We start from the raw sequence: 13,348 nt of genomic DNA, 5'->3' as shown, positions 1-13,348 counted from the left end.
CCCGTTACAGGTACGCAGCCGTCGCGCCGCGGCCCGAGGCGCGCAGGTCGGCGGGCGTGCCGGCGAACACGACTTCGCCGCCCGCGTCGCCGCCGTCGGGACCCAGGTCGATCACCCAGTCCGCGCGGTTGATCACCTGCGGGTTGTGCTCTACTGCCACGACGGTGTTGCCCGCGTCCACGAGACGGTCCACGAGCGCCAGGAAATGGTCCACATCCTGCGGGTGCAGACCCGTCGTGGGCTCATCCAGCAGGTAGAGGTTCGTGCGGCCCTTGCCCCCGATCAGCTCCTTCGCCAGCTTGAGGCGCTGAGCCTCGCCGCCCGACAGCGTCGTGAGCGTCTGGCCCAGCATGAGGTAGCCCAGCCCCACGTCCTCCAGCAGGCCGAGCGTGCGCACGAGCCGCCGTCCCGCCGCGCCGTCGGCCTGTGCGCCGAAGAACGCCGCGGCCTCTTCCACCGACAGGCGCATGACCTCGTCGATGGACTTCCCCGCATAGGAGACGGCCAGCACCTCGTCGGAGAACCGCCGTCCGCCGCACGCCGGGCAGACGGCCTCGACGTCGGTGAAGAACAGCATGTTGCTGGTCACCGTGCCCAAGCCCTCGCAGCGTTCGCAGCGGCCGCCCGGCGCGTTGAACGAGAAATGCTTCGGCGCGAACCCGGCGCGCGCCGCGCCCTCGGTGGCGGCGAACAGCGTGCGGATGTCGGCCGCCACGCCCGCGTACGTGGCCACGTTCGAGCGCTTCATCTTCACGAGGGGCGCTTGTCCCACGTCCACCACCTGGTCGAACGCGGCGCAGCCGCGCACCTCGCCGCCCGCGGACGCGCCGTCGCCGCGCGCGATGAGCTCGAAGGCGAGCGTGGACTTGCCCGAGCCCGACGGGCCCGTGACGGCGGTCAGGCAGCCGGCGGGGATGCGCACGTCGATGCCCTTGAGGTTGTGCAGGCGCGCGCCGCGCACGTCCACGGCGGTGCGGCCGGCGGGACGGAACGCCTTTTCGGGCGCGGGCGGCGCGTTGAGGTAGCGCCCCGTGGCCGACGCGGGCTCGGCGGCGATCTGGGCGAGCGTGCCGGAGGCGACGATGCGCCCGCCGTGCGCGCCCGAGCCGGGCCCCATGTCGACGATGACGTCGGCCGCGCGCATGACGTCGGGGTCGTGCTCGATGACGAGCACCGTGTTGCCCAGGTCGCGCAGCTTCTTCAGCACCGCCACGAGGCCCTCGGTGTCGCGCGGGTGGAGGCCCTGGGTAGGCTCGTCGAGGATGTAGATCACGCCGGACAGCTCCGAGTCGAGCACGCTGGCCAGGCGCATGCGCTGCAGCTCGCCGCCCGACAACGTGATGGTCTGGCGGTCGAGCGTGAGGTAGCCGAGCCCCACCTGCAGGTAGCGCGAGAGCTTCGTCTGCACGTCGCGCAGGTAATCGGCCACGAGCGCGCGGCGCGTCGGCGCGAGCGACGCGTCGAGGGCGCGCGCCCACGCGAGGATGCGCTCGAGCGACGCGACGGCCAGCTCCGGCAGCCGCGTGCCGTCCACCGTGGCCGCGCGCCCGAGTTCGCCCAGGCGCTCGCCGCCGCACGACGCGCACGTTTCGGCCGTGAAGTAACGCTCGAGGCTCTTCGAAGCGCCCTCGCGCTCGGCGTAGCGTCGCCACAAGAGCGGCAGGACGCCCTCGAACTTCCCTTCCGCCGTCGTCTTCGGAGGGGCGATGCGCGGGCGCGCCTCGACGAGCGCCGGGCTGGCCGTGCCGTTGAGCAGGATCTCCCGTTGCAGCGCGTCGAACCGCTCCACCGGCACGCCCGCAGGCACGTCCAGGCCGTAGCGCCGGCACGCCGCGTGCAGCGTCTCGATCAGGTAGTCCCGGTAGCGGCCCGTCCAAAAGTCCACCGCGCCGTCCTCGAGCGAACGGGCCTCGTCGAGCACCGCCGCCAGGTCGATGGCGAGCGTCGTGCCCAGCCCCTCGCACGCGGGGCACGCGCCCTCCTTCGTGTTGAACGAGAACTGCGTGCGCGTGAGCTTGGGCATCCGCCGGCCGCACGCGCTGCAGCGCATGTACACGAAGAAGTCGCTCCCCCGCTTCTCGGTCTCCTCCTCGCACGCGTCCGAGCCGATGGTCGCGCCGCAATGCGGGCACGTGCGCACGTGCAGCTTCTCGAACACCATGCGCAGGTCGGTGTACACGTCGGTCATGGTGCCCACCGTGGAGCGCGGGTTGCGGTTGGCGTCGGTCTGCGAGACGAGGATGGCGGGGGACGCGCCTGCGATGCGGTCGACCTGGGGCTTGCGGATGCCCTCGAGCCCGAGCGCCTCGAGGTACTGGCGCTGGCACTCGTTGAACAGCACGTCGATGACGAGCGTCGACTTGCCCGACCCCGACAGCCCCGTGAACACCGCGAGCTTACCCTTCGGGATGTCGAGCGAGACGCCCTTGAGGTTCCCCTCGTGCGCGTTCCGTATGGCGATGCTCGGCATAGGGCGTCCTTTCTACCGACGGCGTTGAGAGAGATCGCCATTGTACCCGAAGCACGGGCGAGGCGCACGGGCGCGGAGCGGCGGGCAAGGGCCGAGCGCGGAGGGCGGGACGGGACGAGGAGGGCGGAGCACGGGGTGTCGCCTGCAGGGCGGGACGCGGAAATCTGGCACAAATTTCGAGGTAGGCGAATCCCAACAAGGATTCAGGCGCCCTTTCGGACCCCCTTCGCGCAACCTGCAAAGCGTTTCCCCAGGTCGGGATCTATCGCATCGAACAATCCCCCATGTTCTCCCTGGATAACATTCCCCTACCTCGAAATTCGTGCCAGATTCAGAAGGCTCGGACGACAAAACCGGGCTCTCCTCTGGAAGCGCCGAAGCTTCGCATCGCTCGGCGTCCGCGCGCACCCGCCCGTCCTCAGCGCGCGCACTCCACCCCGTTGCGCACGAGGAGGGCGACCGCGGCGGCGAAGAGCGCCACGCCGGCCGCCACGCCGGCCGTCGGCGCGAACAGCGAGAGCGCGAAGCCCACGCCGACAAGCGCGATCGCGCCGTACTCGTAGCACAGGCGGGGGCCGCCCGGGAACAGGCGCACCGCGTCGAGGCCGCAGCAGAGCAGCGAAGCCGCGCTCACCAGCGCCGCGAGCGCGGCGGCGGCAACCGGGGAGGCTCCTGCTGGGGCCGCCACTGCGGCGACCGCGCAGGCGATGGCTGTGGTCAGGACGAACGCGGGCAGCGTGTCGAGCACGAGCAGCTCGAGTGCGCCGAACGGCAGACGGTCGCGCACGAGCCGGATGCGCAGGTCGTCGCGAAACGCCCGCGTGGCCTCGCGCACGCCCTGCGGCATGAGGACGGCCGCCGGCAGCCAGAACACGAACAGCGCGGGCCCGCCCGCGCCGAGGAGCGCGAGCACGCCGAGCGGCACGACGAACGCCCCCTGCATCACGAGGCTCGAAAGGCCGTCGTACTGGCGCGCGTGCGAAAGCGCCGCGCGTTGCACGAAGGCGAGACGGCCCTCCCCCGACGGCAGGGAGAACCGCACCGGGCGGTCGGCCAGCTTGCGGCGCCGTCGGTACGCGGCGACGTCGTTGGGGTCGAGAGGCGACAGCGCGCCGAACTGGCAGAGGTCGGCGTGCAGGGAGTTCTCGTCGATGATGCGCGTCATGTCCGCGCGCGGGGCGAGCAGGGCAAGGACGAACGCGGCGGCACCGAGGGAGAGGGCCCCGCCCGCGGCGAGCGCGGCGAACGTCGCGGGAGCCAGCAGCGCGGAGGTGTGCGCGCTCAGCACGAGGCTGCACCACGCGGCGGCGACGGCGGCCTGCGCCAGCGCCGCAGCGGCCGTGCTCCACCCGGTCCAGCGCGGGCGTGCCAGCCGAACGAGTCCCGCGATCCACCCGAGCGCCGCTGCGGCAGCCGCCAGCGCCGCGCCCGCGAGCGCCACCGCGCCCGGCGGGGCCGCGAGCACGGCCGCGCTCTCAAGCCCCACGCCCAGCAGGAACCCGGCCGCGCCCCCGGCGGCCGCAGCCGCGAGCGCCTGCGCTCCTGCGGTCACGCCCACAAGCGCCCGCGCGCTCACCGCGCTGGCAGCCAGATAGGCGATGTCGGGATGCGACAGCTTCAACGGCGCCGTCCGCACGCCCGCGATGCCGCCGCACAGCAGGACGAGCACCGGCACCAGCAACGCTCCCTGCACCGCGAGCGCGCAAACGGCGATGCCGACGCCCGCGAACGACCCTTGGATCGCGTCGATAAGCGCAGCGGCCATGAGCGCGAACCATACGGCCATGACGCCTGCCACGTACAGCTGGTAGGCGCGCTCGCCCCGACCGCCGCCGTCGACGCCCGCGCCCGCGAGGTGCAGGGCGCGGTCGAGCGTCGAGCGCGCATGCCGCGCGCGCAGCCACAGCAGCAGGCGGACGTCACGCATCGTCGCCGCCATCGTCGCCGTCCTGCGCGGCGCCCACGTCGCCCACGTCGCGCACGTCCAAGCGACCGCCCTCGAGGCGCGCCAGCTTGTCGGGCCTCAGGTTCGGCACGTCGTGATGGCAGCTCGCCAGAACGGCGGCGCCGGCGTCGCGCGCCTCCTCGATGAGCGCGCTCAGCACCTCCGCCGCGCCCGGATCGAGCGGCCCGTAGGGTTCGTCGAGCAGCAGCAGGCGCGGAGCGCGGGCAAACGCCAGCACGAGCGCGAGCTTCTGGCGCATGCCGCGCGAGTACGAGGAGGGCAGCTGATCGCGCTGGCCGTCGAGGCCGAAGCGGGCCATAAGCCCGTCCGACGGGTCGGCGGCGACGTCGAGGCGGTTCGCCTGCCGCACGAAGCGGATGTGCTCGCCCGCCGTGAGGTCGTCGTAGAACGAGGGCACGTCGGGCACGAACGCCAGCAGGCTGCGCTGCGCGCGGTCCGAGCCGTCGAAGCGCGCGCCGCACAGCTCGACGAGTCCCTCGGCAGGCGCGTCCCATCCGGCAAGACAGCGCAGCAACGTCGACTTCCCCGCGCCGTTCGGCCCGGTCAGAAACGCCGCCTCGCCCGCTCGCAGCACGAAGGACGCCCCGTCGAACACGTCGGTTTTCCCGTAGCGGTACGCAAGGCCCTCCACGCGCAGCACTGTCTCGCCCGCCCCGCTCATCATAGCGCCTCCAAACGGTCGAGCAGCGGCCGGAACCGCGCGTCGTCGGCATGCTCGACCCATGCCGGCCGAGCCGTGATCAGCTGCTTGCCCAGCTGCTTGGGATCGAGCGCCGCGACCTGGACGTCCTTCTCCTGCTCCTGGCCGGGATCGGACGCCGTCAGCTCGGGCACGAGATCGTAGAGCACGCCTTGGCGCGCGCCGTACAGCAGGCTGCGCGCATCGAGGCTTCCCAAAAGCGCGATGAAGCGCTCCAGATAGGCCTTCGTGCGCTCCTCGTCGTCCGCGAGCAGGTACGCGGCGGAAGCGCTCGCCAGAAACGCGAGCGCCGACATAGGGTTCTCCGCTTCCAGATCGAACCCTCGCAGCATGCCTTCCCCGGCCTGCGCGAGCGCATCGCGATGCGCGGCGTCGTCGGCATACAGCGGCAGCTGGGCGTTCAAGCAGCTCATGACGCTTATCACACCCCAGCCCATCGACTCCTGGTACAGCTTCAGGCAGGCCTCGCGGTCGCCTTTCTGCTCGTACGTGGCGGCCAGAAGCAGTTCGACGCCGATGGATCTTTCGGGTTTCAGGCTCTCGAACAGCGCGATGCAGCCGTCGACGTCTCCCAGGATGTTCATCGTGGACGCGCGCATCATGCGGGCGGTGCGCACCAGCTCCACGTCGTCCGCATGCTCCTCGACGCGCTCGAACAGCCCGATGGCGCGCTTGCACAGCTCGTCCGGATGCTCCGTGTCGAACACGGCGCGCTGCACGTAGAGCCCGCCCATCTGCTGCAGCAACGGCCAGCAGGAGTAGTATTCCGCAACCAGCCGGTCGGCGCTCTCGAGGGCCGCGTCCGGATCTTCGCTCATCTGCGCGAACAGGCGCAGGTAGACGTCGCGCACCTCTTCGGCCGTCAGCTGCGGCCGGTAATCGAACAGCTCGTCGAGCGTGAGGTCGAAGTAGGCGGCGATGCGCGGCAGCAGGGCCACGTCGGGCATGCTCTGGCCGAGCTCCCACTTCGACACGGCCGCCTTTGTCACGCCCAGGTGAGCCGCTAGCTCGCCCTGCGTGACGTCGGCCGCGCGCCGCTCGCGCGCGATAGTGGCTCCCAAGTTGATGTCGTGCATGCGCGTTCCCTTCCGTTGCCGCGCCCGTTTCGTGCTTCCAGTATGAGGGAACACGAACGGTTGACGCAAGCGAGCAACGGTTGACTTTACCCGCCGCCCGTCAACCGTCCGAGCGCACGGGCGAACCGCGCATGCGCGTGCGACTGACGCCTTCGGCACCGACGACGACGCCGACAGCGGACGAGCCATGCGTGCGCGTGCCCGTGCGACCGCGGCGCGCTGCCTGACAACCAATCCCTGGCTATGCGTGGCAAAATCGGGTTTTTGGCAGCTATTCCCCGTCTCTTACGGGTACGAGAGCCGTTCGGCGAGACGCTCGTCGACGAAACGCCTGGTCGCAGTTTTTGCTCTGCCGCAAAAGGTGCAGACCTCCTGCCAAAACTCCGATTCTGCAACATATAGGAGCGCAATCCGGTGCGCACTGCAGGAGCGCGATCTGATACACACTGCAGGAGCGCAATCCAGCGCGCACCGAGCACTCGATCCCCCCTTAACGAACGAAGCCGGGAAAGCCTCGTCTCCAAAAACGTCCGGACGCGCGGATGCGGTATCGCGGCGGCCGAGCGCCATGCGGAGCACGATCCTCCTGCACGGCGCACCCGGCGTGCATCTTCCGAATCCGACGGATTCCCGCCATGCGAGCCCCTGCAAGGCTCGGGAAGGAGGCGCAGGCGATCCATCGGGCAGTATGCGCCAAGCAGGAAGTCAGAACATTTGTTTCACGTGAAACATCCTGTCGCGTCGCGGGCATGGTAAGCTGGAAGCGCATGCACTAGGCGCGATCGAAAGGACGGGGCGGATATGGACAAGGCGCTTTGGGAGCGGTTCGCCTCCCCGCACGACTTCGCGGCGAAGCCGCGCGGCTGTGCGACCGACGAGGCCGTCGCATGGGCCGCCTCGCGCGCGGCGAGGCGGGGCTGACCCGTGCGGATGGAACGGCTCATCGGGATCATGTGCGTGCTGGCGGATGCGCAGCGCACGACCATCGGGGCGCTGGCCGAGCGGTTCGAGGTGTCGACGCGCACGATCGCGCGCGACCTCGACACGCTGGGACAGGCGGGCGTGCCCCTCGTCACGTTCCCGGGCGCAGGCGGCGGCGTGGGCGTCGTCGAGGGCTTCAAGGTGCGCCGCGACCTGCTGAGCACGCACGACGCGGCAGCGCTGTACGCGGCGCTCGACGGGCTGCGCAGCGTCGACGGCGACCAGGCCGTCACGCAGCTCATCGCCCGGCTCGTCCCCGGCGCCGACGCGAACGCGCAGGTCGCCGCCGGCGGCCCCATCGCCCTCGACCTCTCGTCCTGGTTCGCCGACGGCATCGCGCAAGAGAAGCTCGCCCTTCTGCTCGACGCCGTGCGCGAGCGGCGCTGCGCGCGGATCGAGTACATCGCGCGGTCGGGGCGCAGCGCGCGCACCGTGGAGCCGGCGCGGCTCGTCTACAAGCAATCGAGCTGGTACCTCCACGCCTTCTGCCGAGAACGCGAGGCGTTTCGCCTGTTCAAGCTCAAACGAATCGCCGCTCTCGAGGTGCTGGGCGAAACGTTCGAACCGCGCGACACCCCGGCGCTCGCTCTTTCCGCCCCGCACGCCCCGCTGCTGCTGCCGCCCGACGAGGACGTTCCGGGCACCTTCCTCGTGGAGCTCGACTACGAGGCGGCCGACGAGTTCGCCCTCGTCGAAACCATCGACGCGCGCTTCCTCGAACGCGGAGCGGACGAAGCCGCCGGCGTCGCGCGCTTCCGCACCGACGACGCCGCCTGGGTGCAAAGGCTCTGCGGATTCCTGGGCGATCTCGCACATATTCGAAAACCATGACATACAGCTGTCATGGTTGCTCCCGTACTATGGGTTTCGTCCCCTAAGGAAAGGATCCACCATGCAGCATCCGAAGAAAACCGTGCTCGTCTACGTGTTCGACGGCTTCGCCGACTGGGAAAGCTCGTACGTGTGCGCCGAGCTCAACCAAACCGACTCCTTCGAGGTGAAAACCGTCGCGCCCGACCATGCCCCGAAACGCTCGATGGGCGGCATCGCCGTGGTGCCCGACTACGCGCTGGACGACGTCCCCGAGGAATTCGCCGCCCTGCTGCTCATCGGAGGCAACCCCTGGCTCGACCCGACGAGCGGCATCGACGCCGTTGAGCCCCTCGTCCGCCGTGCGCGGGAGCAGGGGGCGCTCGTGGGAGGCATCTGCAACGCGGCCGCGTTTCTGGCCGAGCGCGGCTTCCTCGACGACTGCTCCCACACGGGCAACACGCTCGAGTACGTGCAGCAGTGCGCACCCCATTACCGCGGCGCCGAGCACTTCGTGGAAGCGCAGGCGGTGGCCGACCGCGGCGTGGTCACGGCGAACGGCAGCGCCGCGCTCGAGTTCGCGCGCGAGGTGCTGCGCGAGCTGGGCGCGAAGGACGACCCCGATGCCTGGTTCAAGCTCCACAAGGACGGCTTCTACCCCGGGTAGCGCCGGACGCGGCGCCCCTGCCGCGAAGGGGCGCTCGACCGCCCAGGGCGCCCGCTCCGCACGTGGGAGCGGGCGCCCCTAGCCCAGCGGAAACCGCAGCGTCACGCAAGCGCCGCCGTCCGCGTCCTCGCGGTTCGCCAGCTCCACCGAGCCGCCGTGGCGGGCGGCGGCCTGAGCTGCCACGTGCAGCCCCAGCCCGCGGTGCCCGCGCGCGGTGCGAGCGGGATCGCCCTGGTAGAAGCGCTCGCAGGCGCGCTCCAGCGCCTCGGGAGAGAAGCCGGGCCCCGCATCGGCCACGCTCACCGCGAGCATGCCGCCCGCGCCCGCCGCCTCGTCCGCCCGCACGCGCACCTCCACCGTCGAGCCGGCGGGCGCGTGCTCCACGGCGTTCGCCACCACGTTCATCGCGGCGCGCTCCACGAGCGCGTCGTCCATCCGCAGCGCCTCGGGCAGCCCCGCGCCCTCGCTCCACGCCACCTGCGCGCCGCCGCACGCCGCAAGCGCCTCGGCCTGCGCGCGCAACCGCTCGAGCAAGGGACGCAGCGGACGTTCGACCGGCGCGAACGCCGCGGCGTCGCCGAGCGTCGCGTCGATGAGCGCGGCCAGGTACGTGCCCATCTGACGCGCGCCCTCGGCCGCATCGGCCGCGCACGGGCGCGCCTCGTCCGACAGCTCGCCTTCCAGCAGCAGGTCGACGTTGCCGCGCACCACGGTGAGCGGCGTCTTGAGGTCGTGCGCGAGCGCGGCGATCTGCTCGCGCTGCGCCTGCTCGCTTCTCCATTGCGCCTCGAGCGAGCGCTTGAGCGAGGCGCGCATCTCGTCCATCGCGCCCAGCACGTCGTCGATCTCGCGCACGCCCGACGCCCCCACCTCGAAGTCGAGGTCGCGCTCCTCGATGCGGCGCGCAGCGTCCGCAAGCGGGGCCATCTTGCGCGACAGCACGCGCGCCGCGCGCACGGCTATGGACACGAGCACGAGCACCGCCAGCACGGCGAACCCTCCCAGCAGCAGGTTCTGCGGGTTCGGAAGCGCGTCGCGCAGCCCCTTCGACGCGAACTGCGGCATGTAGTCGTACGTCAGCACGCACACCGAGCCGTCGGCCAGCTCCACCGGCTCGTAGCGCGTGGTGCTCAACCCTCCGTAGGCGATGGCGAGCCCGTCGAAGGCGGCCGCCTTGAGATCGTCCCGCGCACGTTCGGGCGCATCGCCGGCCACGTAGGCGCCGTCCTGCGCGAACAGGGCCCAGCGAAAGCTCGACGGCACGGCGTCGTCGACGGCTTCCGCATCGTCGCTCGGCAGCTCAGCCAGGCGCGCCGACGTCTCCGCGAGCGCCGTGTCGCCGTAGTTCGCCGGATACACCGTGCCCGTGCCGACGAGGATGCCGAACACGAGGTACGTCCCCAGCGCCAACGCGACGGCCGCCGCCAGCACGTAGGCGAAGTAGCGCAGGATGACCAGGCTCAACGGCAGACCGCACCTGCGGCCGCGCCGGGTTCCGCTTCCGCTCACGCGATCCATTTGTACCCCACCCCCCATACGGTCTGCACGGGTTCCGCGCCCGCCGCCTTCAGCTTCGCGCGCGCGTTGCTCACGTGCACCGAGATCGTGGCCGCGTCGCTTTCGGCGCCCCAACCCAGCACGCCTTCGACGATCTGGTCGCGCGAGAACACCTGGCCGGGGTGGCGCGCCAAGAACTCGCACACGTCGAACTCGGTCTTCGTCAGCGCCACGCGCGCCTCGCCCACGTACAGCTCCCGCGCCGCGAGGTCGAGCCGCACGTCGCCGAACGCGAGGGCGTACACGCGCTCCCGCTTCTCGCGCCGCAGGTGGGCGGCTACCTTCGCGCGCAGCTCGGCCGCGCCGAAGGGCTTGCGCACGTAGTCGTCCGCGCCCACGCCGAGGCCGAACACGGCGTCCTCCTCCGCGGCTTTCGCCGTGAGGAACACGATGGGCGCGTCCGTGCGCTCGCGGACGATGCGGCACAGCTCGAAGCCGTCCATGCCGGGCATCATCACGTCGAGCAGCACGAGGTCGTAGCGCTCGGGATGCGCGGCGAGCGCCTCCTCGGCGCATGCCGCGCAGCGCACGTCGTGACCGTCCTTGCCGAGCGTGCGCTCAAGCAGGCTCCTGATCGCCGGCTCGTCGTCCACCGCCAGTATCCGCGCCATCTTCGCTCCTTTCCTTCGTCGTCGAGTGTAGCATGAGGCGACAAACCCGTCCCGCCGCCCCGCGTCTCACTGCCCGCTTCCCGCCGCCCCCGATCCGCATAGTCGCCCCGAACACACGCTTGGAGGCCGTTTTGCGTGTGTTTCGGGCGACTATGCGGATCGGCGGGGCGCCGGTCGGGCACGGAAGACGGAACCGAGGCGCGAGGGGCGATGCCTCATTCCCCGCCGCGGCGGCCTTCGAAACGGTTCGCGCAGGCCAGCACCGCGGCTGCCACGACGGCCGTCAGGACGACGCACGCGAGCGCCACCGTCGCCCAGGCCGACGCGAGCGCCTGGGCCTGGCCGGCCGCGCCCATCGCCGAGGCGATGGACGCCTCGAGGGGCAGCGTCGCTAGGCGGGACGGCCATGCGAACGGCACGAGCGCGGCCGCCTCGACGCCCAGCACCCCGGAAAACGTTCCCGTCACCAGCCCGTTCGCCAGCCCGCCGAGCAGCGCCATCGCAGCGATGAACCCGAGCGCGCCCAGGCCGATGGACGCGTTGCGCCCCCACTTCAGCGCCACGATCAGGAAGACCGCGTACGAGCACGCGCTTCCCAGCGCGATGCCCAGCACGGCCAGCGCGAGGGCCGGAAGCTCCGGCATCGGGCGCCCGGCCAGCGCGAGGGCCGCGCAGAACAGCATCGCCGCCCAGGCAGCCGCCGCGAGGCCGAGCCCCAAAAGCGCGACGATCTTCGCCGCGAGCGCGCTTCTGCGCGACGACACGCCCAAGAGGTTCGCCGCCTCGCCCGCCCGCTGCTCCGCGTCGGCCGCCAGCCCGCACGAGATGCCCGCCAAAAGCGGCGCGCCGGCGCCGAGCAGCTGGAAGAACGCGTCGGTCCCCATGAACGAATCCCAGGCCGAGAACGCGAAGTACGCGCCCGCCAGCCCGCCGAGCACCGTCGCCAACACCGCATGGAGCCACACGAGGGGCGAGCGGCGCAGCCGCGCAGCCTCCGAGCGCAGCGCGTGCGCGAACGTCACCCGCGCCATCATGCGGCCTCGCGCTTCGAGAACCACGCCGCCCCGGCGATGGCGAGCGCCGCGAACAGGGCAAGGGCCACCGCGATGCCGAGCACGGCGTCCCCGCCGAAGGTGCCGAGCGCGTCTCCCGCCTCGAGCGGCACGCCCGAGGGCGCCACGCCCAAGAGCGGCGCTACCGCGCACAGCGTCGTGGCCGGGGGGAACGCGAACCATGCGCCCGACGTCCACAGCGCGATGCCCACGCCCACCTGCGCCAAAGCCGGAATCGCGATGCCGGCGAGCGTGCCGAAGCGCAGGGTCAGCGCGAGCGCGGCGGGAACCATCCACGAGCTGGCGAGGGTCAGCAGGACCGCCGCGGCCAGCCCCTCGGCGAAGCTCGGCCCCTCGGCGCCGAGCGCCGTGAGCACCGTCGAGCAAGCGAGCACGACGAGGTTCGCCCCCAGCACGAGCGCGAGCGCATAGGCCACCTTGGCCCACCACGTGCGCGCCGGCGGCAGCGGAAGCCCGAGCACCGGGCGCAGCTTCTGCCGCGCGTCGAGGTTCGCGATGGACGCGCAGATGAGCGCGATGGCCACCGGCATCATGAGCGCGTACCAGTAGTTCCACAAGCACGTCGCGATGCCGCCGATGGCGCCCGTGCCCGGGATCACGCCCGAGGACAGCACGCCCAGCGCGCAGAACGGCAGCGGCGCGATGAGCGCCACCTTGCGCGGGGCGCCGCGGCGGCCCTTGAGCACCTCCGCCTTGAACACGGTCGGAAACGATCCTGCTGCAGCTCCCATCATGCCACCGCCTTCCCCATGCACACGTCCATGAACAGCCTCTCCAGATCGACGCCCGCGTCGAGCGGCGCTTCAAAGGCCAGCCGGCCCTCCACGATGATGCCGACGAGGTCGGCCACGTGCTCCACTTCGTTCAAGATATGGCTCGACAGCACCACGGTGATGCCGCGCTCCGGGAACGACCGGATGAGCGCGCGCAGCTCCTGGATGCCCACCGGGTCGAGGCCGTTCGTCGGCTCGTCGAGGATGAGCAGGCACGGGCTGCCCACGAGCGCGAGCGCGATGCCGAGGCGCTGCTTCATGCCGAGCGAGAACTGCCCCGCGCGCTTCGAGCCCGTGCCGACGAGGTCCACCGTGGCCAGCGCCTCGTCGATGCGGCTCTCGGGCACGCCTAAGAGCGTCGTGCGCACGCGCAGGTTCTCGCGCGCGGTGAGGTTGTCGTAGAGCGGCGGCGTCTCGATAAGCGCGCCGATGCCGTCGAGGTCGGCGCGCGTCCACGGGCGCCCCGCGAAGGCGATGCTGCCCGACGTGGGGCGCAGCATGCCGCACACCATTTTAAGCAGCGTCGACTTCCCCGCGCCGTTCGGCCCCAAAAGGCCGTACACCGAGCCCTCCGGCACGTGCAGCGACACGTGATCGACCGCCGTCTGTCCCTTGAACGTCTTCGTGAGCGCGTTCGTTTCCAGCATGCATCCCATAGATCTTT

Annotated in this window: 11 protein-coding genes; 2 read left to right on the top strand and 9 right to left on the bottom strand. The window is 71.3% G+C overall.

Going from position 1 to position 13,348, the window contains the following annotated elements; translation table 11 throughout:
* Window positions 1-4: 4 nt before the first annotated feature.
* The 4 genes from C1A15_RS07910 to C1A15_RS07895 form a co-directional block, all read right to left on the bottom strand.
* Entirely contained in the window at window positions 5-2,470 is a 2,466-nt protein-coding gene (locus C1A15_RS07910) for an excinuclease ABC subunit UvrA (protein WP_101722053.1), read from the bottom strand.
* A 418-nt stretch (window positions 2,471-2,888) separates the two neighbouring features.
* Window positions 2,889-4,409, bottom strand: a complete 1,521-nt coding sequence (locus C1A15_RS07905) for a hypothetical protein (protein ID WP_245864971.1) — start codon at window positions 4,407-4,409, stop codon at window positions 2,889-2,891.
* Window positions 4,390-5,100, bottom strand: a complete 711-nt coding sequence (locus C1A15_RS07900) for an ABC transporter ATP-binding protein (RefSeq protein ID WP_245864970.1) — start codon at window positions 5,098-5,100, stop codon at window positions 4,390-4,392. The genes C1A15_RS07905 and C1A15_RS07900 overlap by 20 nt, the downstream gene beginning before the upstream one ends.
* Window positions 5,097-6,212, bottom strand: coding sequence for a helix-turn-helix domain-containing protein (locus C1A15_RS07895; protein WP_101722051.1), 1,116 nt, complete (start codon window positions 6,210-6,212; stop codon window positions 5,097-5,099). Before C1A15_RS07895 ends, C1A15_RS07900 begins: the two co-directional genes overlap by 4 nt.
* A 930-nt stretch (window positions 6,213-7,142) precedes the next feature.
* On the opposite strand from C1A15_RS07895, the gene C1A15_RS07890 reads away from it, so the two are divergent.
* Entirely contained in the window at window positions 7,143-8,024 is an 882-nt protein-coding gene (locus tag C1A15_RS07890) for a helix-turn-helix transcriptional regulator (protein ID WP_101722050.1), read from the top strand.
* A 61-nt stretch (window positions 8,025-8,085) separates the two neighbouring features.
* Window positions 8,086-8,670, top strand: a complete 585-nt coding sequence (locus C1A15_RS07885; protein ID WP_101722049.1) for a type 1 glutamine amidotransferase family protein — start codon at window positions 8,086-8,088, stop codon at window positions 8,668-8,670.
* Between the two features lie 78 nt (window positions 8,671-8,748).
* Here the strand turns inward: C1A15_RS07885 and C1A15_RS07880 are convergent, their stop codons facing one another.
* The 5 genes from C1A15_RS07880 to C1A15_RS07860 all read right to left on the bottom strand — a co-directional run bounded on the left by C1A15_RS07880 (window position 8,749) and on the right by C1A15_RS07860 (window position 13,340).
* A complete protein-coding gene (locus tag C1A15_RS07880; RefSeq protein ID WP_101722048.1) occupies window positions 8,749-10,188 on the bottom strand; it encodes a HAMP domain-containing sensor histidine kinase in 1,440 nt (479 codons plus the stop codon).
* The gene (locus tag C1A15_RS07875; protein WP_087191961.1) at window positions 10,176-10,838 is read right to left on the bottom strand and encodes a response regulator transcription factor; all 663 of its coding nucleotides are present in this window, start codon (window positions 10,836-10,838) and stop codon (window positions 10,176-10,178) included. Before C1A15_RS07875 ends, C1A15_RS07880 begins: the two co-directional genes overlap by 13 nt.
* Before the next feature lie 215 nt (window positions 10,839-11,053).
* Window positions 11,054-11,872 (bottom strand): ABC transporter permease, encoded by an 819-nt coding sequence (locus C1A15_RS07870; protein WP_245864969.1) that lies wholly within the window; start codon window positions 11,870-11,872, stop codon window positions 11,054-11,056.
* Complete coding sequence (locus C1A15_RS07865; RefSeq protein ID WP_101722046.1) at window positions 11,869-12,645, bottom strand: lantibiotic immunity ABC transporter MutE/EpiE family permease subunit; 777 nt, start codon at window positions 12,643-12,645, stop codon at window positions 11,869-11,871. Before C1A15_RS07865 ends, C1A15_RS07870 begins: the two co-directional genes overlap by 4 nt.
* Window positions 12,642-13,340, bottom strand: coding sequence for a lantibiotic protection ABC transporter ATP-binding protein (locus C1A15_RS07860; RefSeq protein WP_101722045.1), 699 nt, complete (start codon window positions 13,338-13,340; stop codon window positions 12,642-12,644). Before C1A15_RS07860 ends, C1A15_RS07865 begins: the two co-directional genes overlap by 4 nt.
* Window positions 13,341-13,348 lie beyond the last annotated feature (8 nt).

Origin of the sequence: Eggerthella timonensis, assembly GCF_900184265.1 — a bacterium.
GTDB lineage: Bacteria > Actinomycetota > Coriobacteriia > Coriobacteriales > Eggerthellaceae > Eggerthella > Eggerthella timonensis.
The sequence above is the reverse complement of the archived record's forward strand: the minus strand, read 5'-3'. Positions and strand labels throughout refer to the sequence as shown.